A 22,652-nucleotide genomic window follows, 5' to 3' on the forward strand; every position below is an offset into this window, starting at 1 on the left:
ACCCGAGCTTCGGGGTAGTCTGGTGAAACAGGGACATAGGCACCACCGGCTTTGAGCACAGCCAACATAGCAATGAGCATCTCGCTGCTGCGAGAAAAGTAAAGCGCGATAGGGGTATCGGCAGGCAATAGGCCAGCTTGGGCTTTGGGGTGCTGAGCAATGATGTGGTTGGCAAGGGCATTGGCTTTACCGTTTAGCTCGGCATAAGACAGCGCGTCACCGCTGCTGGTTAATATGGCTGTGTGTTCAGGGTGACTCGCGGCGTGCTGCTCCACGATGCTTGCCAGATCTGTATCGCTGGTAAATAACTCGGCGTTGTCGTGCCATTGACTGAGCGTTGCCTGCATTTGCTTATTGACCAAGCTAATGCTTTGATGGCGTTGTGTTAGTCGTTCCCCCAGCTGAATCAAAATGGCTTGCACTTGGTCAAGGATCCATTCTGCCCGCGCTGCGCTTAACCACTGAGCGTTGTAGTGCATTACAAAGTCTAAGCGGTCTGACTCGCTTTGAGCCACCACAGAAAGTGGATAGTCACCTTTTTCTATTGATTCTCTGAACTTCCAGCTGCCAGTATTTTCTGGAGTCGGGTAGTTTTCAAATACAAAGAGGGTATGGAACAAGCGCTGACCATCACGCTGTAATTTCGACAAGCTCATGTCGCTGTGGCTATTGAGTGCAGCCACGCCTTTTTGAATCGCTTTGAGGATGTCATTGCAACTTGCTTCTGCTTGCCAATTCACCACTAAAGGTAAGGTGTTGATGAATAAACCGACTGCTTGTTCAATCCCATTGRCTGGAATTTCACGGCCAGATACGGTGCTGCCAACAATCGTTTGGTTATCACCAGAATAGGTCTGCAGTAACTTATGCCAAGCAAATTGCAGTGCCACGTTGAGGGTGACGCCAGCTTGCTGACAAGTATGTTGTAGTGACCTAAATGCCTCCCCTTGAAGGCTGAACTGTACCGATTGCACTTGCTCAACAATTCGACTTTGCGACAAGTCATACTGGCCACCAAGCAACAAGTTTATATCGTTTGCGGTATTAAAGTCAGCTTGTTGCTGCTGCCAGTAGGCCTGCGTTTTCTTTGCATTTTTAAGATAATAAGCTTGCGCTTCTAAATAAGTTTGCTGCGTTTGCACCTCAGGTGTATCCCCAGCACAAAGTTGACGATAATATCCCGCAACCGCTTGCAGCATTAACGGTCCACTCCAGCCGTCATTAATGGCATGGTGCTCGGTTTTGATAAGCGTATAGAGGTTTTCACCACGCTTAAATAAGCTGAAGCGAATAAGCCCTGGTTGGCTTAGATCAAACGGTATTTGTCTGTCTGCGGCTTGCGCCTCTTGAATAGCTTGTTGTTGGCTGTGCTCGTCAAGGGATGACAGATCTGTGATGGTAAAATGACTGTCGTCAATACTGGCATCGCGACACACCACTTGAAGTAGGCACTCTTGCCAATCAAAAGCGGTGCGAAGAATTGGAAAGCGAACCGACGCTAAACGCCAAGCATGAATAAAATGCTCAATCTCTAGTGCTTGCTCGATATCCATGACGAGTTGCACCCGATAGGCATCATCCGTTGGGAAATTTACGGCATGATAGATAAAACCTTGCTGTAAACTATTAGCAGGGTAAAGCGCTTCAATATTATAGCGCTTGCTCAGCGCTTGATAATGGTCATAAGACAAATCATTTAACCCCAAGTCGCTTGGGGTTTGCTGCGGCGCTTGCGCGGCTAGTTCACAGCCTGCATTGATGACTTGGCGAAGCGCCATTTCAAAGTGCTCAACAAATGCCAAAGACTGCGATGGGGTTAACCTTGAAACTACATCAAAGTGAAGCGCAGTACCACGAACAGCACCATTGATGTTGAGTAGTAGTGTGTTATCAGCCTGAGCATTCGCCTTAGTCATCACATAACCTGCATGAGTATCATCGAGCTGCCAGTCTTGGTTTTGCTGCTGCTGATTCAATTGACCTAAGTAGTTAAAGCTCACCTGAGAGCGGATTGCACTGACTTTATCTGCTTGTACAAAAGCGCCATAACCTACGCCTTTATCTGGAATGTGGCGCAGCATTTCTTTGGTGTTTGCGATGGTTGTAGTAACGTCGTTGTGGTGTTCAAGGCGCACCGGATACATACTGGTAAACCAGCCTAGGGTTTGTGACACATCCAAGCCGGGGTCGATATTTTCTCGGCCATGGCCCTCAAGTTGAATGTGGTTGATGCTACTTTCAAACGTGCTGTACAGGGCAATATTGAGTGCAGCCAGCAGCAAGTCGTTTATCTCAGTGTTTAAACCCAGATTGGCCTCTCGTAGCAGCTTAGCGGTTGTTTCTTGTTCTAATATGATGCTGTGCTGTGAGTGTGCTGAGTAAGTAGGTTGGCTGGTAAATCCTTGTTGTACTTGTTGCCAGTAATACGCCTGCTCTGGGTGAGTTGCAGGGTAGGCGGCAATGGCATCTACCCATTGACGGTAGCTGGTGAGCTTGTCTGTTAGTGCTTTGCCACTCAATAAGGTTTGTAAGTCTTGGCTCAGCACACGCCACGATACGACATCAATAATGACGTGATGGAAGGCAAAAAACACCTGATTGCCCTGTGCTGTTTTTACTAACGCAGCTTGCCACAATGGTCCATTAAATAAATCAAAGTGGCTTTGCAGTTTGGTCAGCTCGTCAAACAATACACTGTTACTTAGCTCGGTTGCATCAAGTAATGGCACTTCAAACTCAATTGCCTCCTGGTACGCTTGTTTTATCCCGCTGGATGTCTGAACAAAGTGGCAGCGTAGCATGTCATGATGTGCGCTCAGCGCTTGAATGGCTTGTGTCAGTGCATGATGTTCAATGTGCTTCGGCAAGTTAAGAGTAAATGCTTGGTTCCAATGATTTGGATCTGGTAGCGCCAAATCAAAAAACCACTGTTGGATTGGCAGTAGTGCAAACTCGCCACTTAACGCGCCTTGCTCTGTACGTAGCTCAATGCTGTCGTGACTAACATGCTGAATGAGATAAGCTTGCGCTGCGATATTTGGGGCATCAATGATGTCTTTAACCTGGAGGTTAAAACCAGCTTTACGCAGCGCAGACACAAGTTGAATACTGACAATAGAGTCGCCACCGACTCTAAAGAAGTCATCGTTGACACCCACCTGTTCTAATCCCAGTACTGACTGCCAAATACTGCATAGTTGCTTTTCTAATTCGCTGCTGGGTGCTTGATAATTGTCCTCATCCACCACGGTGGGAGTGGGCAGTTTTTTGTGATCAAGCTTACCATTGTTATTAACCGGTAATGCCGACATGATTTCAAAGTAGCTTGGGATCATATAGCTTGGTAAAACCTGAGCCAGCTCCTGCTTTACGGCAGTTAAGTCTAGTTCGCCGTTCTCTGGCACGATATAAGCGGCAAGCTGCYTGTTGCCAGCTTGCTCGAATACCACCACGGCGGCGACTTTCACTTGCGCCAATTCATTCAGTTGTGCTTCTATTTCAGAAAGCTCAATTCTAAACCCGCGGATCTTCACTTGGTGATCGTTACGGCCTAAAAACTCTAACGCCCCTGATTCAGACCAACGTGCTAAATCCCCTGTTTTATAAAGTTTATCCAGCCCAAGTTGTTTGGCCTTTTCGCTTGCAAATGGATTATCGATAAAGCGCGACGCCGTCATCTCTGGTTTATTCAGATAACCGCACGCAAGTCCGGCACCTGCGATAAATATCTCGCCTGTCGCTCCATGAGGTACGGGTTTTTGGTATTTGTCTAACAACAGTACTTGGCGATGATTGATGGCTTGACCAATGGGGACTGGACCGTCAATCTCGGCACACGGATAAAACGTAGTAAATGTGGTGCTTTCAGTTGGCCCATAACCATTAACAATCAGCTCTGGTCGAGCGCTTCTGGCAAGAATACTCTTCACTATGCTTGGGGTGATAGCTTCACCGCCTGTGATAACGCAGCGCAAATGGTCATAGATAGTTGGCTGTTGTAAATACAGTGAATCAAATAATGTTCGCGTTAACCAAAGCACACTTACGCTGTGCTGTTTGATTAATCTCGATAGGCTGTCAGGCTCAGCACCTTGTTGTGCACTTGCTACGACCAATTTGCAGCCGTTTATCAGCGGTGTCCAGATTTCAAACGTGGCGGCGTCAAAATTTGGATTAGATAGATGAATAAATACATCGTCTTCAGAGGTATTTAGTAAGTCGGTGTTTTGCACCAAAGAAACCACACCACGATGGGGCACGACCACACCTTTTGGTTCGCCCGTTGTGCCCGATGTGTAGATCACATAGGCTTCTGTGTGTGCGTTTGCATCTGTTAACACAGGTTGTGCGTCTGCGAGCACTAGGCTATCCAAACAGGTGATTTGCGGGTGAGCTTGACAACTTGAAACCAGCGCTGCGATGCGTGGGCGCAATTCACTTTGGGTCAAGATAAGGCCGAGTTGAGTATCGCTGAGCATATATTCGATGCGCTGATCTGGGTAATCAGGGTTCAGCGGCACATATGCACATCCGGCCTTTAAAATCGCGAGCTTCGCCACAACCATATCAACAGAGCGCTGACAGAATAGACCGACAAAGCGCTGGCTAACACTAAGGTCTACATGATCTTTAATGTAGGCGGCAAGCCTATTCGCATTTTGTTCTAATTCTTGATATGTCAGCTGTGTTTCGTTCTCAACCAGCGCGATTCGCGTCGGCGTTTTTTGTGCTTGCTGAGTAACTAATTCATGGATAGTAGTGTGCAAATAATCCGCATGCTCATCTACTTCAACCATTGGCGCTCGCTCATCAGCACTTAACAAAGAAATTTGACTATGCGGCTGATGTTCATCAGCAATCATGGCATCTAACACCAATGTCATCTGGCAGAGCAATCGCTGTGCTTTACTCGGTGCTAGCATGGTTTCGCAAAAGCTTAATTTGAGTAATAAAATGTCTTGCTGTTCAACGACACTGATGGTGAGCGGGTAGTCTACTTTCTCAATCATTTTATCGAATGACCACTTGAGTACATCTTGCCCCGCTGGCGTTGGGTAGTTTTCAAATACAAATAGACTGTTGAACAGGCGAGTATTTGGCTCCTGTAGCTGTGACAGCGAAACGCTACTGTGGCCGTTAAGCTCAGCAATTTTGTCTTTCAAAGCGCTCAGCTGGGTGGCAATACTAGCGTCTTCTTGCCATTCCAGTGCCAGTGGCAGGGTGTTGATGTATAAGCCAACACTGGCATGGATCCCGTCAACCGGTAACTCACGACCAGAAACTGTCGTACCGACAATGGTTTGCTCAGCATCGCAGTAGTATTGCAATAATTTATGCCAAGCAAACTGCATCAATACATTCAATGTTAGTCCTTGTTGCTTAGCAAACGATTTAAGTTGCTGATAACGCTCTGAGGAGAGCTTTAACTCCCTTGCCGCTGCTTGTTTGATTTGTGAAGAGCCGGATTGGTCAATATTTTTGCTTAATAATCGATTGATATCATTGGGCTCAGCAAATTTTGCTTTTTGAGTCTGCCAATACGCGTCGCTAGATTTTTGGTTTTGCTGATACAGCGCCTGCGTTTGTAGGTACGCAGTTTCTTCTTCTACTATCACCGGCTCGCCGTTAACGAGCTTGCCATAGTTTTGGTGCACGGTTTGTAACATTACCGGAAAGCTCCAACCATCGCTGATACTATGGTGCTCTGCTTTAATCAAGGTGAAGTGTGTAGCGCTGCGTTTAACGATAGCAAAGCGCATTAATCCAGGTTTAGTGAGGTCAAATGGCGTATGGCGATCATCGTGTATTAATTTATCTATACGTGCTTGTTGCTCGATTTGGCCTAACGTACTGAAGTCGTGAAAGCTAAAGTGATCTGGAGTGAACCCAGCTCCTCCTTTGATCACTTGAATAATTTCATTATCCCAGTTAAATGCGGTACGTAGTGCAGGGTAACGCATTGAAGCCAGTATCCAAGCTTGTTGGTAAGCATCAATGTCGAGCGCTTGATGGTAATCAATCACTAATTGGACGCGATAAGCATCGTCGTTAGGCTGGGCAAGATTATGATAAACAAAGCCTTTTTGCATGCTGTTGGCATCATAAATAGCTCGGATCTCAGAGGCTCTTTTGCGCTCTGTCGCGAGGAGTTGTTCAAAGTCCTGCTCGGAAAAAACCTGCTGCGACTTAAGATAGTCAAGTAATACGGTCTTATTTGCTTTGAGGTAGTCAACCCACTGTTGGCTGAGTCCTTGTTCACCGTGGACAATCTTCAACTTGTCTACGTTGGCCCAAAGCGCAATATTATCCTTTGCAAGTGATTGGCATAAATTCAACATGGTTTATATCTCTAATTCTTGTGTTTTTTCAGACTGAGTTGAGGTGTGTTCTTGTGGTGTTTCATGTAGCTGAGATTGCAATGCGGTGAGTTGCTCCTGTGAAAGGGACTCGGCACCAAAGTCACTCGGTGTACTTACTCCACCGTGGGCTTTAGCCTCAAGCGCTACCTCAATCACTTCATGTAATGCGTGTGTTAAATGACGTGAAAATGCCTCGGTAAGATTGCCATCAAGCAAGGAATCTACCTTTATTCTCAGCAGTTCCCCTTGAACTAGTGCATTGATATCGAGAAGTAAATGTGAGCTGTTCTGAGCTGAACTTGTCTCAGTTTGTAGCTGGTTGTCTATCTGCCATAGTGCATCACTTTGCCTGCCCATTTGACCTAGGTAATTAAAACTGATGCTCGGCAATGTTAAGCTGGTGTCTTGCAGTTGTGCACAACCAAAACCGAGTCCTTTGTTCGGGACTTGGCGTAGGGCTTCTTTAGCATCAATAATGGTGTCGCCTAGGGTGCGCTGTTGTGTCAGCCGTAGTGGATATAAACAGGTGAACCAACCGAGAGTTTGGTTAATGTCAACATCATCGCGCCACATTTCACGGCCATGGCTTTCAAGGGTAACGGCGTGCTGAGTTTGTCTAAATGTTTTACTCAACGCTTGGCATAATGCCGCCAGTAGTAACTCTTCACTTTGGGTATTAAACCCAGCGTTGGCGTCACGCAGTAAGTGAGTCGTAGCTTTTGCGTCTAATTCCAACCAAACTGTTGAAGGAGTGGCTGCCATAACTGGTGGATAGCTAGGCAAGTTGGTTGCTACACGTTGCCAAAATGTCATTTCTTGAGGGTGTGCCGCAGGATAAGACTGCATCATCTCAACCCATTGACGATAACTGGTACGTTTAGCGAGCAGCTCACCACGCTCTAGCAGTGTTTGCAGATCTTGGGCAATGATCCGCCAAGAAACGGCATCTATAATTAAGTGATGCAGCGCAAAGTGAAGTAGGTCATATTCTTCACAAAATGCTTGGATATGCGTGACTTGCCAAAGCGGGCCGTGACAAATATCAAACTGACTTTGTCGTTTGTTTAGTTCGGTAACAAGGATAGGAGACCGACCATCTAGGGTATCAAGCGCTGCCATCGTGCTAGTATCGCGATATTCTTGGCTAATATGGCCTTCAAATTCCATAAAAGTTGTGCGCAACATATCGTGTTGTTCACTCAAACTATGTAATGCTTCTTGCAGTTGAGCGTGGCTATAACCAGTTGGGATTCGAATGGCGAAGGCTTGGTTCCAGTGGTTTTCATCAGGTAATTCCTTATTGAAAAACCACTGTTGTATTGGCAGTAAATCAAAACGCCCAGTTAATAGCCCCTGTTCTTGTATGACTTCGCGTTGAGTTGCCTGCACACTGAGAATGCGTTTACTCAGCGTGTATGCTGTTGGACAGTCAAAAATATCTTTAACTTGTAGCTCAATACCTTGCTTTCGGAGTGAGGCAACGAGCTGAATTGTCAAAATTGAGTCTCCGCCGATGGCAAAAAAGTCGTCTTTGGTACTGACCTTTTCAATCCCCAGTAACGATTTAAATGCCTCGCATAGCAGGGCTTGGGTTTCATCCTCTGGCGCAACGTATTCGTTTTGGCTTGTAAGCACGGGCTCAGGCAAGGCTTTGCGGTCTAACTTACCGTTACCGGTTAGTGGAATTTCAGTCAATTCTGTCCAAGTTTTCGGTAGCATGTAATTAGGAAGCGCTTGTGATACTTGTGCTTTGACTTGCTCAATTTGGCCGATAAATTCAGGCTTAAACTTCAAGTAAGCGGCCAGGTATGGGACGTTTTGTAAGGTGCGGTCAATAACTACAGCTTGGGCGACTTCAGGCAGTTGGTTGATTACGCCCTCGATTTCACCAAGCTCGATGCGATAGCCTCGGATCTTCACTTGGTTGTCGTTGCGACCAATATACTCCAGTTCTCCATCCGGTAAGCGTCTTGCTAAATCGCCGGTTTTATAGAGTCTGGCACGGTTTTGTTGAACATCTTGCTCGGTTGCATATGGGTTGCTAATAAAGCGTGTTTGGGTTAACTCTTCACGGTTTAAATATCCCCGAGCTAGACCGGCTCCGCCAATATATAACTCTCCGCTTGCGCCGGGTTCGACTAATTGCAATTTGCTGTTTAATACGTAGGCTTTCATATCAGCAATCGGTCTGCCAATGTGTGACGCCTTAGAGCTAGAGTGCTGTTGCAATGCTTTGTAAGTTACATGGACGGTGGTTTCTGTGATCCCATACATATTGACTAGTAGAGGCTGTTCATCGCCATAGTGATGCCACCACGGGTTGAGCATTTCAGGGTTAAGCTTGTCGCCACCAAAAATCACATATCTCAATTGGTCAAAGTTTAATTTGGCTCTAAGGGCGGCGGCACTAAATTCGTAAAAGGCTGCAGGCGTTTGATTGAGTACGGTAATGTGGTTGGTTGAGCAATACTGTGCAAATGCTTCAAAATCACGAATAAGGTGGTTGTCAGGAATACACAGTTGGCCGCCATACAGCAGCGCCCCCCACATTTCCCAAACACTAAAGTCGAAGGTATAGGCATGATATAAGACCCATACGTCTTGGTGGTTAAAGCCATAGTCTTTTGCGGTTGCACTAAATAACCTGGCGACATTTTCGTGAGTTTGCATTACGCCTTTTGGTTTGCCTGTCGTACCCGAGGTATAAATGATGTAGACCAAATCTTTCGGCGACTGATTGATTTTTGGCGCTTCATTGCACTGTTGCTGGGGAGCAAGAGGTGTAACTAATGGACAAGTCACCTGCGCCACATGACACTTATCTTGCGCTGCCGCGTACTGCTGTTCATCGACTAGTAATAGGCTTGGGTTGGTATCACTCAAAATAAAGGTTGTTCGCTCGCTGGCATGATCAGGAGATAGTGGCACATAAGCCGCACCCGCTTTAGTCACCGCGATAATTGCAATTAGCATCTCAATAGAAGGCTGCATATACAGCGCAATTAACGTATCTGCGCTAAGTGGTTGTTGATACTCAGACTGGTATTGGTCTCGTAAATGCAGAGCAAGGGCATTGGCTCTGGCGTTCAGGGTTTGATAATCAATAGACTGCGTTTGGGTTCGTAGTGCAATCCGATGCGGGTGCTCGATTGCCGCTTTCTCAAACCATTGATTTAGGGTGATGTCTGAGAAGAAGGTTTTATTTTCTTGGTTGCTGCGTGCCAAAATAAGCTGTTGCTCTGCCTCATCAAGTACGGGAAGTTCGGCCACATTTATATCGCTTGAGTGGGTAAGTAATTCAATAAAGCGTGCTTGAATATCGGTGATCCGTGTCATGGCGACACGAGAGAACACAGATTTTGCCGCGACCACTTTGCGGCACAGGCCGCCTTCTGTTTCAAAGTGGGTAAACTCGATATCAAATTGAGAAACGCCAGGCTCAATAGATACGCCTTTAACGAGAGTGTTACCTGCTGAACCTAGAGTCAGTTCATACCCCTGACGACCAATCATCAACGGGGTGATCCCCGGACGAATACCATTGCTTTTTAATCTGGCCAAGTAGTTACAGGTGACATTAATATGTTTTGCAGCGTCTTTATTGCTGTTATCAGAGAGTAATAACTGCGTAAGCTGGTTACTGACTTCATTGATAAGCGACGCGCCACTGTATTGCTCAATATCGCAAATAGAAACCGTTTCCACGTCAGAGTAGTGACCCAAAATTGCTCGCGTTTTTCGGGTACGACGAGCCATTGGAATACCAATGGTTAAGTCGGTTTGTCCGGTAGTATGAAATAAAGTCAAAAAGACACTAGCGAGCACCACGCTAAAGCTGGTCACGCCAGCTTGAGCGGCTGCCTGTTTTACTTGTTTCAATGCCTGCGGATTTTCTTCGCGAAAGGCAATACCGTCGTAATGGTGTTTGAGTGCCTCGGTATTACTGTGATAAAAATCGATTGGATAGAGCGCTTGGTTTTCTGATTTGCTGTCGCGGGATGGCTTCTTTTCAAACATCACGTTGTAATCAAGTGGTGCAAGGTTAAGCTCCGTGTTATCAAGCACCGCCTCAATACAAGCGAGTAAGTCACTCATGAGCACTTGCAGCGCCCACTGGTCACAATTGATGTGATGACCTTTAATGATCAGTAACAGTCTAGTGTCAGATCCACAAACATAAAACTGAAAGGTTTCTTTTTCGATATTGATAGCCTGTTCAATTATTGTCTTAGCGGTGTCAGCATCAGTGTGTGAAATGAATTCTGGCGCAACATTAAGTAATAAAGGTGGGGTGCTGAGTAACTCCAGTTGCGGCTCATTTTTTGTGTCATTGATGCAGCTTGACAGGATAGGGTGGCGTACAAATAAAAGTTCGAGGGCTTGTTGTAACACCGGCTTGTTAAGCTCGCCGGTAAATGTCACAGCACAAGCGATATTATAAACCGGGTTGGCCAAATCAAGTTGTTGCGCTTGCCATACGTGAAGCTGTCTTGTTGAAAGAGGCTTGAAGTTGGCGTTAATAGACAGTGAGTTCATTACGTTATCCTTTTTTCGCTCTAACACAGCGGCTTTTGCCAATTTACTTTGTGGTATTTGGTTTGTTGTATGCGGGTTAGATGCCGTGTTACTGCATCAGTGATCACCTCACATGCAAGCGTTGGATGAGGTTGTAAATACATGTGATCGCCCACAACATGATGGTGCTGAAAATGGTTCTCACAGTAGGGATACCAAGCGCGATAAGACTCGGGGCTGACTAAGTGATCCTGTGTTGCCAAAATAAGCTCTACAGGCATGGTAAGGGTAATATCCGTGCTTACGGTTTGCTCAGCGAGGGTAAAATCATCCTTAAACATACCTGTGATTACGGCTTCCACTTCTTGGCTTAGGCGGTGCGCTGGCAGCATATCAAGCTGATACAAAGTAGCGAGTAGGTCACTATTACTCAGTTTCGCGTACTGTGTCACTGATGGAATACAAGGAGCACGACACGCTGATAGACACACTAAATCTGGGGTTGCCAAGGCATGTTTACGGAGGTGATCAGCGAGCTTATACGCCACCATGCCACCGAGGCTATGACCAAAGAACACGCAAAGCCGCTCACTGCGCGACTGAATTTGCATATTTCTACTTAAGTGATCAAGTACTTCTTCCCAATCCTGCAGAGATTGCACTCCTGCTTTAGTACCGCGACCGGGTAAGTCGATACCGTGCAGCTGCCAATGGTCAGGTAAATGCTGGTCCCAATTTCGAAAAAACAGTGATGAGCCGCCGGCGTGATGAAAGCAATAGAGATCAACTGGCATCATAGCTTGAGCTCCAACGTAGGGGTAAATGCTATCGACTGGCCGGTTAGCATGGTGTTGGTTCTCATAAAGTTGACTAGGTATTCAACGAGATCTTGATGGCTAAACACCGCAGGGCGGGCCCCAAGTACACCCCCTTTAAGGTTGCGCTTTTGCATTCTTGCGGCTTTGCTATCAGTTGCAAGCAATGGGAGTACAAAACTATTTACCGCAAGCTTACTGCCTTGATACTCTCGAGCGAGTGTCATCATCAGGGCATTATGGGCGTGATTACAGACGCTCGCAGTGGCTTCTAATTCATAATTTAGCGTGTCTGACTGGGTCAAAAACACCAGATTTCCACCACTCATCCGTAAGTTATCGGCGATCACTCTAAGCACAACAAAGGCATTTTCTAGCCGAGCTATCAGTTGCTCACCGACGCTGATGTCTTCAAGCAATTTGCTCTCATCGAGGCGATTGGCACAATGTAACACCATCACTTCTTGTTGTTTGTAGTGGGTTTCAAACCAGTCTAATAGTACTGCGGTGTCTGATGTACTGAGCGGCGCATCTAAAGATAGATATGTAGCTTCTGGGTTTTGTGCAACAACCAAAGGGCTGGCATTAATCAGCAGTATCGGGTGTTTTTGTGATAATAAATGGGCAATAAAGTGGTTATCAAACTCACCAGTTGGATAGAGCAAAATAAACGCTTGAGCATTCATACCGCAAGCCCTCCATCTAGCCGGAGGACATTTCCAGTTTGATAATTTGACGCACTTGAAGCGAGATAAAGCGTGGCATCCGCGATTTCCTTTACGCTCCCAACGCGGCCAAGGGCGGTGTGTTTTAACACCGGGTTGATAATACTGGCAGGAATATCATCAATCATATCGGTGGCGATAAAGGTTGGCGCGAGGGCATTACAATAAATGCCACAGTGCCCATATTGGCGAGCAATTGTCCGAGTTAATCCAATGATTGCGCCTTTTGAAGTGGCGTAGTTGGCTTGTCCTTCACGGCCGCTGATCCCGCTTTGCGACACCATGTTGATAATTTTGCCAGCGCTTTGTTTTGTCATTACAGGCAACACGGCCTGGCAGCACTGTAACGTGCCTTTAAAGTTTATGTCTAACACGTCGTGAAAGGCGTCGTAAGACATTTGCGAAAACAAACTATCTTGGGTGACGCCAGCATTATTCACCAGCACGTCGACTCGACCTGTGTCGTTAACTGCTCGGCGAATAGCTGCATTCACAAATTCACAATCAATAATATTGCCACTTTGCTGGACAAAGCGAGCTTCATACTCAGGCTGATGTAATTCTGTAATCGGGGTTTGTGTGCGGCAAAGACCGTATACGCGGGCACCTCCTTGTAAAAAGGCCAGTGCAATGCCTTTGCCTATCCCTTTGGATACGCCAGTTACTACGACTGTTTTTCCAGTAAACACAAGCTAATTCCTTAATCCGTGTAAACAATGGTGAGTTCGGCTTTGGCGACCAACTCATCTTCAACATGTGCCTGCGCTTTGAATCGAGCCAGCGCGCCAAACTCGGTCTCTAATTTCGCAGTCACTTTTATGATCTCGCCCGGGCGTACAGGGCGGTTAAACTTAGCCTTCTCAATTGCAGACAGCATGCCTCCTGTATGGGAATTGTTGCAGCAAAGGCCACTTATTTGCGCCATGGTTTCAATAATGAGTACCCCAGGGAAAATAGGCTCATCGGGAAAATGCCCTTGAAGCCCCGGCTCGTTATGTGAGATAAACTTAAGCCCAACAATCATCTCACCTGGCGAGTGTTCAATGATCTTGTCGGCGAATTTAAATGGTGCCTGATGTGGCAAGTTGTCGGTGATCATGATTTTTCATCTCCCCAGTCAAAGCAAAAGTAAACAATGAGAAAAAACACCACGCTGGTGACACCTAAAATAATCAATTGTCGACTGACAGCCACAAGCTCAACACCTTGGTTGGCTACTAAGCGCAGGGCATCCAAAAAAGCAGTAGTGGGCAGGAGCGAAACAATTTCCCGTAACACAGTAGGGAAGTTAGCGGTGTCGAAGTAAATGCCTGATAAAAACATCAATGGAAAATAAAGTAGGTTGGCAATACCAGATGATACTTCGACGCGTTGGCTGCGTGCGCCAACTAAAACACCGAGCATACAGATACAAAATGAGCCTAACGCCATGACTAAAATGATGTCGACAACATTGCCCTGTAGCGTATAGCCAAATAAAAAGTGAAATGCCACAAACAAGATAGCCATTTGAAATACCAGTAAGAACAAACGTGCAAGCACGATCCCAATAATGTAATCGCGACGCTTAAAAGGGGAGAGGCGAAGGCGTTTGAAAAAGCCGTTCTGCCTATCAGATACTAGGCTATTGGCAATCGATACTAGTGCCAGACCCAGAACCTGCAAAACGATGATCCCAGGGATCAACCAATCTGTATAACGGTAGCCTTTGACGCTAACCACATTACTTTGCATCACCTGACCGTTAGCTTGCTCTTTTAGGCGCAATAAATAATTACGTGCCATTAACGACTCATCGGAGTTATGGGTAGAAAACATCGCATTTGGTGCGAGATATACTTCAGGGCTTATCTCATTTTGCAACTTACGCAACACGGACCCAGGAGAGCTAATCACTTCAGCCAATTGTGCCGATGCGAAACTGTCTTCGAGTACAATTGAGTCCGTTTGCGACAGGCGGGTAACGGTGATCAGTGGGTCTTCCTCCATGGCTTTTAACCACTTTTGTTCAATTTGCTCACCATGCATTACGACCACATTAATTGGTGACATTTTTGGTCCGCCAGAGAAGGCCTGAATGAGCAATAAAGCGATGAAAATAGGCAAGCCGAACGTCCATAGCAACACCGCTTTATCGCGGAAGAAAGGCCGAATATTGACCATCATTAATTGCCAAAAAGGATATAGCTTTGTTTGACTTGGCTGCGTTTGGTTTAACTTAGTTTGACTTAACTCAGGCATAGCTTTGCGCCTCCATTGTGGAACCTGTAAGTTTTAAAAATACGTCGTTGAGCGTGGCTTTTCTTGGTTCTTTGATCACTGGTGTTTTAAAGGTGCGATTAATGATGGCGCTTGGTGCACCTGACTCAATGATTTGACCTGAGTTGATAATGGCCAAGTTGTCACATAAAAATTCGGCTTCATCCATGTAATGGGTGGTTAACAACACGCAGGTTCCTGCTGCTTTAAGATCTTTGATGATATGCCAAAACTCTTGGCGGCTGGTGGGATCAAGCCCTGTGGTTGGTTCATCTAAAAACACCAGTTTTGGGTTACCCACAACAGCCATGGCGAGAAATACTCGTTGCTTTTGCCCGCCGCTGAGCTCGCTCAGCCAAGCATCTTTTTTCTCGCTCAAATTGAAGCGCGCTAACAGAGTGTCAATTGGCGTATAACTTGGGTAAAAGCTGGCAAATAACTCAACGCATTCTTTTACTTTGAGTTTTTCGTAGAGGTTATTGTGCTGCATTACACCACCCATCAGGCTGCGTAATTTCGTTTCATCCTGCTTCCAGTTGAGTCCAAACAAAGTCACCTCGCCAGCAGTGGCACTGCGCAGCCCTTGAAGTATTTCCAACGTGGTTGTTTTACCTGCGCCATTAGGGCCAAGCAGTCCAAAGCATTCTCCTTCGCTCACGCTGAACGACACATCGTCTACAGCGACTTTGCGTGTTCTTTTATAGACCTTCCTTAAGTTTTTCACTTCAATCACGGTTGTCATGTTATTTCCTTACTGTTCGTAAAATACATCCCGTCATACTTCCCGCGAGATTAACGCTCAGGAGAAGGGTTTGATCTAACTCGGTATTATTCGTTGGTGTATTTAGTGCGTGCATTAAAGCTTGCACCGCTAACTCAGTACTATGTCGTGGTACGCATTGAGGTTGATACTTGATAAGCTGCGCTTGTGGTAAATGACAATCTAAGCTGGCTGCGATTGCACCAAAGGCGCTGTCGTGATGGGCACTTAACACGATATTGCCGACTCGACTCAGTTTCCTAGCGTGCGCTTTCAGCAGCTTATCTAGTGAATTAGGCTGTTGCGTATCATTGATTTGAATAAACTCGATTATTTCAGCAAGGGGTTGGTAACCGGCAGGTAATACTGTTTTGGTGGCAAGTAGTGCTGCGCTAGCAAAATGGCCAATATCCGCATTGAACTGATGGGCAGCCCACACTTGCTTTGACAGCGCTGTGTCATCTTGTGACCCACATACCATTGCGTAACGGCTACGGCCTTCACGCATATCAAGCGTTGCACTCCATAAAGCATGTAAAAAATCGTTACCTAAGTCACTCACGCACGTAGCGGAGTTTTTAAAACCAAACCCCAAAGCTAACTGCCCCAAAGTGGCATTGACGACTGTGTTTGGAAAATGCGTGCTTTTAAGCTCTGCAATACCTTCACAGAACGACGCTAAGTTTTTATTGAGTGTTTCTGACGAGCCAATGGGGTTAGCGTAGTACGCGGCGAACTCGGCAAGTGGTAATTGAGTTAAGTCAAGTTCACTGTCTTGCAATGCAAACTGACAGGCGCCCAAGGCGAATTGGGTCACATTTGGCGTACGACGCTGAAATAGCGATGGGAATTGCTTTTTCAAGTTAAACTCACTAAAGCCATCGGTTTTGTTTTCTCTGGCGAAGTAGACTCTTTCATCACAGAGGCTGGTGGCGGTGAGTAAATAAACTGGTTGTAGTGATTGACTGGGTATGGGCTTTTCTTGGTGACTAAGTAGCATGCTAGTGTTATGACCGCCAAATGCTGAGTTAGTCACGGCAAAGACATCGACAGTGTGCGACTTTGGCTGGTTAGTGACTAATTGATAGTCTTTGCAGCATGGTCTAACTGAATCAACCCCAAGTGTTGCGGGTAATAGTCCGTCATCTTGGCTAACAAGTGTTGAGATAAGCTCTACCGCACCGGCTGCGCCTAGGGTATGGCCAAAGTAAGATTTGCTGCTGGAAACCCATGCTTTTTGCATCGCCTGAGTGCCAATTGCCGTTTGAATGCCATTGAGCTCTGCGCCATCGTTTGCAGGAGTACCGGTACCATGACTATTGATGTATTCAATATTGCTGGCTGTAACAGGCGCAAAAGAGAGTGTTTGTAATAGCGCTCGGCGCACACCGTCGCCTTCAGGGTTGGGAGCGGTGGCATGGTGCGCATCTAAACTAGAACCTGTAGCCAGCAATTGATAGCGTGCCGCCCCCCCGCGTTTGTTGATATGTTGTGCTGACTCGAAGATTAAGAAACCAGCACCTTCACCAAGGCTTAAGCCCATTTTTTCACTATACGGGGCACAAGGTTCAGGACTCAGTGATTGTACCGATTGAAAGCCACCATAGACCAGCTCACTTAGCGCGTCGGCGCCACCTGCAATCACTACATCAGCTTGGTCGTTCTCAATAAGTTGTTTGGCAAAAGCTATGGCGCTGCTGCTTGCTGTACAGGCTGAGGTAAACGTCATTATCGGCCCCTGAATACCAAAGTGACGGCTTACATCAGTTGCTATCTGGTGTGGAGGGTAAAACTTAAATCCTTTTTGATGCTTACCTTTTATGCTCTCTATTAACGAAAACATGCCACAGTTCGCATTACCTAAAATAAAAGCAACCCGAGTGTTGTCGACCTCGCCTAATACTAAATCTGCATGTGTTAGTGCTTCTTCTACAGCATGGATGGCATACTGACTTGCCAGATCTATTTCATAATTATCCGCAACATATGCTTCAAAATTGACGGCGAGCGCTCCCACATTATGTGCAAGCCCCTGAGTGTCAAAACGGTGAATACGGCCTATTCCCGTACGGTTTTGTTTGATGCAAGTCAGCATCGCTTGGCGATTTTCGCCAGCAGCACAGAGTACGCCATATCCAGTGATGAAAGTTTTTTGTTTATTATTCATGTACGCTTTCCTGTAGTGCCGAGAGGGTGATTTTGCCGAGTTCGTTTTCAGGAAACTGCGCGAGAAAATGAACTTGTGGCGTGGGTAAGTCTTTAAACCAACTCCTAATATCTTGAAGTGCTGGTGTGTGTGACAATCCTTCGACAAAGGCGACTAGCTCGCCTCCTTTATTGTTATTACTATCTTCAATAAAAAAGACCCGGTGGCGCAGCCCGGCAAAATGCTCCGTGAGGACTTTTTCGATACTTTGTAATGAGAAACGCTTACCGGCATATTTAAAAATCTGATCAGCGCGCCCCGCGTGAGAGAACTGTTGGGGGTTGCTAAATACCAGTTTGTCTTTGAGTTCAAATGCTTCACAGTCAACCACTAAAAATGGGGAGCGGAGCATCGTTTTTTGCTCAGCATTTTGATAGATGTCGACGACACTAAATTTGGTAAATAAGGTTTCGTTACAGGCAAGTGGCCGATACCCAATACCGCCAGTTTCAGTACTTCCTAGTACCTCAAAAGCACGGATTGATAACGCTTTTTGCTCAGTCAATTGAGTTAGCTTTTGCTCCTTCTCACCTTTGAAGGGGGCACCAGAGCTAATCAAGTAATGGTGTTGGTAACTGATTTGATCTGCAACAAAATCAAACATGGTTGGTGTCAATATCACGGCAATATGCTTGTTTTTGATAGGTTGTAAGTCCGGTGTCGATCCCAGCTCATAGCAAACAGGCTTACCAAGCTGGAGTGGGAGCATAAATGCCCAAATAAACCCAAACATATGGCGAATATCGACACACGCACAAAAGTAATCGGCGTCGCCAAAGCCAAAGGTATCGGCAAAGGTAACAGCCTCAGCATGAAGAGAAGCGATGGACTTTTGCCAAATTTGCGGCTTACCAGTACTACCCGAGGTTTCAAAGCCAATGGTTTTATCGCTATATTGTTGTAAGAACTGGGTAATGGAGCCTGGTTGTACTACCTCATGTTGAGGTGAGATGACTAAGTCTTTCCAACTAAAAGCATCTTGTGAGGTTGTAGCGGTGGCACAGAGTACAGGTGTGATGTTATGTGCAAGTAAGATCATCACACTTTTAATAATATCGCATGGTGCACTGTCTTTTATTACTCTTACTGTGCCGGAAATCTCAGTATCTTTGCTTGCCTGAATAAGTGTTAATAGTGCCTGTTCACCTAGTGCGGAATGTTGATCTGTCCAAGTATCTAACAGGCTAGCTTGCTTTTGCTGTGTAAGCTTGGTGATGATTTGTTCTGTTAGTGTGTTCAGAGTAACAGTGCTCAATTCGCCCAAGTCACTGAGCTTGAATGCTTTCTTACATGCTGCGGATAACTGCATGAGGTCGACCGAATCGAGAAATAGTGGCGCCTCTAGCAAGTTGGCATCATCATCTAATAGGTTTAATTGTTCTATATCTATTTCTAACTCAGCTTCAATCAGCTGTATGAGTGTTGAACGAATGGCACTGTTTGTTTGCATGGTGTCCTTCCAAGCGAAATGGTTACTAGTAGATCAACAAGCTTCGGCAGTCGCTTTAGCTGCAACTTGCTCGTGCACAAATTGAGCTAATGTAGCGACATTTTTCATTTTTTCCTGAATGGTTTGTTCTGGGTAATCTTTAAACTTGAGGCTGTATTGCTTCTCAATCGATACCACAAGGTCTAGCACTTCAATGCTATCCAAATCTAAGCCATCACCGATAAGCGGGGCGTCATCCTCGATTTCTTCAATGCTGTCTACTACTTCCAAATTATCAACAATGATATCTTGCTTAATAAATTGTGTTATTGACTCTAAGTTACTCATTTTTATATCCTTTTTGATTTTTGTGCGGTGTGTGTTAAGCGACTCTTTGAGAGTTTTGGAGCAACAGCAGCCTGTGGCTGACGTATTCACACGTCAGCCAAGTAAGTCTGTCAGCTCAAAAAACGGCTCAGAGAGGTTTATTGCTCGTTAAAAAGGGCATTAACCATGTTGTTGATTTCAGCATCCATCGGTCTGTCTTCGATTACAGGCTGGAAGTTGCTGCTAATTTCGTCGAAAAACTCACGAGAAAGCTGGTTGAGTTTTTCCGCTTTCGCATCTTTTCCATCAACATAAAATGCCTGTCTGATTGCCATTGCCTGAATGGCAATAACTGGCTTGATAAGATCGGTAATACGGCGCAGATCTCGTGCAGCAATGGTTCCCATGCTCACAATATCTTGGTTTAATGCTTCTGTTGTGCGTGAAAATACTGACATTGGGCCTGCATTTTTTAGCGCTTCAGCAACAAGCGAAGAGGAGGTGATCTGCATTGCCTTGAAGCCGTGGTGTACCCATGCTTTGTCGCCTAAGTCATCGCGGGCCACTAAGTTGTTAGAAATGCCGCCATTTAGACGATCGTCAACTAAAATGCCCAGCTCGCGCTCAAGTAATGCTCCCATGTTTGCAACCAGTGGCTTTAAGGTATCGCATACCGCCGCAACGTGGCCGCCGTAAAAATGTCCAGCATTGAGGATAAGGTCATTTTCATCATCAAAAAGTGGGTTGTCATTTACTGAGTTGATCTCTGTGGTGAGAATTTGTGAGGCCCACATTTGCGCGTCAATTAATGGCCCCAATACTTGTGGTGAGCAACGAATTGAGTAGCTATCTTGTAGTCTGAAGGTTTCCTGTTTACCAAACTCGATATTGTCGTCGGTACGATTTCTGCGTCCTAAACGTTGATCAACATTGGTTAGGCGCTCGAGTATTTTTGCGGCACAAATTTGTTGGCCACGGTGTGGTTTTAATTCGTGTACACGTTTATGGAATGGAGAAGCTCGACCTTCTATCAGTTCTACATACAGGGCAATTAGCTTACAGCTAAGGTCAATTGCACGCTGAATGTCTTTGAGTGCATTGGTTGCGATGGCTGACATCACAGAGGTGCCATTCATAATTGCAAGGCCTTCCTTAGGCTTGAGTTTGTAAGGCGTTATATTGAGTTCTTCCAACACCTCAGCAGTATCACGAATTTGTCCTTGATAATAGACTTTGCGTTTGCCGCCGAGTGCAGCACCGATATATGAAAGTGGTGTTAAGTCGCCGCTAGCACCAACAGAACCCATTGCAGGAATCGCAGGAATAATACGGTTGTTTAAAAAGGTTTCCATTTGAGATAGCAGTGCCCAGCTTACTCCTGAAAACCCTTTGGCATTACAATTCATGCGAATTAACAATGTGGCCGCACAGTCAGATTCTGACAGATAATCGCCTACACCACAGCCATGATAAGCGATAAGGTTTTGTTGCAACTCTTCGGAAAGTGAAGTTGAAATTCGGTTGCTTGCTGAGTTACCGAAACCAGTTGTTACACCATAAATGTCTTCTTGATTGGTTAGTTTGTCATCAAGGTATTGACGATTCTGATCGATTCTTGCCTTAAGTGCTAACTCATCTAGTTTAACTTTAGAAGTTGGTTGACCTGCATACTCTTGTACTGACTCTAGAGAAAGTGATTGATCTTGCGAGATAAAAACAATACTACCGAGCTGCTTCTCGACCTGAATTGTTTCCTTTTCTGTGTTGTACTGGTTCATGACTTTCCTACTCTGACTAAAATAATGATTCTGATTGTGTTGTGCACAATGTTTATTTTTGCTGTAACTGACATACCCTATGAATGTGAGTTACACCCTGTTATAGGCGAGTACTACTTAACCAACGTCCCGTGAGTTCTAAACCTGTTTATATGTTCAATTCTATCGCGATACTATTGTCACTATTTTTGTTACATAATTATTTTGTTTGTAAATAAAAATTATTAAATGTGATTTTTTGATTGTTGTGTTTTAAGAATGGCGGCTAGGTTAAGTCTGAGATTTTGGGGTGTCAACACTGAAAATTTGCCATTTTAATGTTAATTAAACCTAACGTTAAAATAATTGAAATGTTAATATTTGGTGACAAGGAAGAGTTGTTAATCACTATTTTATATCTTAATGAGATATAAAGAATTAATTTATTATTAAAGTGAATGCTCTATTTTTTGAAGGGGTAAAAAGTTTAATAAAACTGACTTATGACAAATGTCACTATTTTCAATGGTCGGATGAGGGAATAGATAATATTGATGAAAGTGGTCAAAAAAGTGAATTTTTTATGGATGTAGAGTCCCGTAAAAAGGTATGATTTATTCTGTGATTATTGAGGTTGCATGGATTGAAGTTATACCGCGCTGAGAAGCGTACCCGTATCCAGCAACCAAAAGCGTTAGACTTTTTTAATACTCTAGTACCGTACTTATTAGGCCAGCTTCTCCAACCACTAAAAGGTATGAGCGATCTAAAGAGGCGTTACACAGACTCAGTACTTTGTCGCCCATCATTATATCTTCGTTACAGTCATTGACTTGATACCAACCAGTTACTTCACCTTTTGTTACTTCCACTTCCTGCTCATTTATGCTCAACTTCATTGATGCTGTGGCTAAGATACGAACGGTAAATTGATTATCATGATCCTCTTTAGACTTGCGTACTAGTTGGATATCCAAAGTATCATTAGCCTGCTGCATGACTACAAAATGATAATCTTTGTTGTTGCTTACTTTGACCTTCTTTTGTTCTATCATTCCCAGCTTATTAATAGACTCGGCATAGAAGCTAATTTCTCTATTAACATTGTGCTCATGTGTAATGCGGGTCGGCGCAGAGTTGGAGGGTAAGACTTTGACTCGATATTTTTCATCTGCGGCATTACGCTCATCGCCATCTAATTTTGTATTAGCAAGGTGGAATGCAATTTCATAATCGGTGGCATTCACTAAATTGTATTCATTCTTGTATAGATCAGAACCAAAGTTGGCAGTCTCAATATCTTCTGATGAACAGGCAACAGCTAAAATACTAAGTGTAGTAATAGCAAGCGGGCGAAAATTCATTATTGATCTCCTTAATCAATGTGTTGAATTACGAACTTAATCAGATTGCGAAGAAAGAATATAAGATGGCCAAATGAAACGTTGCTTAATGATGTTCGGAATATGTTAAAAACTGTAAGTAGAAAGACTTTGTAAC

13 protein-coding genes are annotated in these 22,652 nt (G+C 45.0%); all 13 read right to left on the reverse strand.

Annotation, left to right across the window (positions count from 1 at the left end; translation table 11 throughout):
- On the reverse strand, positions 1-6,338 hold a 6,338-nt coding region (locus tag EAG18_RS20260), incomplete at its 3' end, for a non-ribosomal peptide synthetase (RefSeq protein WP_125254176.1).
- A gap of 3 nt (positions 6,339-6,341) precedes the next feature.
- A complete protein-coding gene (locus EAG18_RS20265; protein WP_125254177.1) occupies positions 6,342-10,895 on the reverse strand; it encodes a non-ribosomal peptide synthetase in 4,554 nt (1,517 codons plus the stop codon).
- 20 nt (positions 10,896-10,915) lie between these two features.
- Entirely contained in the window at positions 10,916-11,671 is a 756-nt protein-coding gene (locus EAG18_RS20270) for an alpha/beta fold hydrolase (RefSeq protein WP_125254178.1), read from the reverse strand.
- Positions 11,668-12,375 (reverse strand): hypothetical protein, encoded by a 708-nt coding sequence (locus EAG18_RS20275; protein ID WP_125254179.1) that lies wholly within the window; start codon positions 12,373-12,375, stop codon positions 11,668-11,670. The genes EAG18_RS20270 and EAG18_RS20275 overlap by 4 nt, the downstream gene beginning before the upstream one ends.
- Positions 12,372-13,103: an SDR family oxidoreductase gene (locus EAG18_RS20280; protein ID WP_125254180.1), complete on the reverse strand. Its 732-nt coding sequence runs from the start codon at positions 13,101-13,103 to the stop codon at positions 12,372-12,374. The genes EAG18_RS20275 and EAG18_RS20280 overlap by 4 nt, the downstream gene beginning before the upstream one ends.
- An 11-nt stretch (positions 13,104-13,114) precedes the next feature.
- On the reverse strand, positions 13,115-13,513 hold the full coding sequence (fabZ, locus tag EAG18_RS20285; protein WP_125254181.1) for a 3-hydroxyacyl-ACP dehydratase FabZ: 399 nt from the start codon (positions 13,511-13,513) through the stop codon (positions 13,115-13,117).
- Entirely contained in the window at positions 13,510-14,655 is a 1,146-nt protein-coding gene (locus tag EAG18_RS20290; RefSeq protein ID WP_125254182.1) for an ABC transporter permease, read from the reverse strand. Before EAG18_RS20290 ends, fabZ begins: the two co-directional genes overlap by 4 nt.
- Positions 14,648-15,415 (reverse strand): ABC transporter ATP-binding protein, encoded by a 768-nt coding sequence (locus tag EAG18_RS20295; protein WP_125254183.1) that lies wholly within the window; start codon positions 15,413-15,415, stop codon positions 14,648-14,650. Before EAG18_RS20295 ends, EAG18_RS20290 begins: the two co-directional genes overlap by 8 nt.
- A 1-nt stretch (position 15,416) precedes the next feature.
- Entirely contained in the window at positions 15,417-17,600 is a 2,184-nt protein-coding gene (locus EAG18_RS20300; protein ID WP_125254184.1) for a beta-ketoacyl-[acyl-carrier-protein] synthase family protein, read from the reverse strand.
- Positions 17,593-19,089, reverse strand: coding sequence for an AMP-binding protein (locus tag EAG18_RS20305; RefSeq protein ID WP_125254185.1), 1,497 nt, complete (start codon positions 19,087-19,089; stop codon positions 17,593-17,595). The genes EAG18_RS20300 and EAG18_RS20305 overlap by 8 nt, the downstream gene beginning before the upstream one ends.
- 33 nt (positions 19,090-19,122) lie before the next feature.
- Complete coding sequence (locus tag EAG18_RS20310) at positions 19,123-19,416, reverse strand: phosphopantetheine-binding protein (protein ID WP_125254186.1); 294 nt, start codon at positions 19,414-19,416, stop codon at positions 19,123-19,125.
- A gap of 137 nt (positions 19,417-19,553) precedes the next feature.
- Complete coding sequence (locus tag EAG18_RS20315; protein ID WP_125254187.1) at positions 19,554-21,173, reverse strand: aromatic amino acid ammonia-lyase; 1,620 nt, start codon at positions 21,171-21,173, stop codon at positions 19,554-19,556.
- A gap of 683 nt (positions 21,174-21,856) precedes the next feature.
- Positions 21,857-22,516: a hypothetical protein gene (locus EAG18_RS20320; RefSeq protein ID WP_125254188.1), complete on the reverse strand. Its 660-nt coding sequence runs from the start codon at positions 22,514-22,516 to the stop codon at positions 21,857-21,859.
- Positions 22,517-22,652 lie beyond the last annotated feature (136 nt).

It is taken from the genome of Pseudoalteromonas sp. J010, from assembly GCF_003934235.1.
Taxonomy (GTDB): Bacteria; Pseudomonadota; Gammaproteobacteria; order Enterobacterales; family Alteromonadaceae; genus Pseudoalteromonas; species Pseudoalteromonas peptidolytica.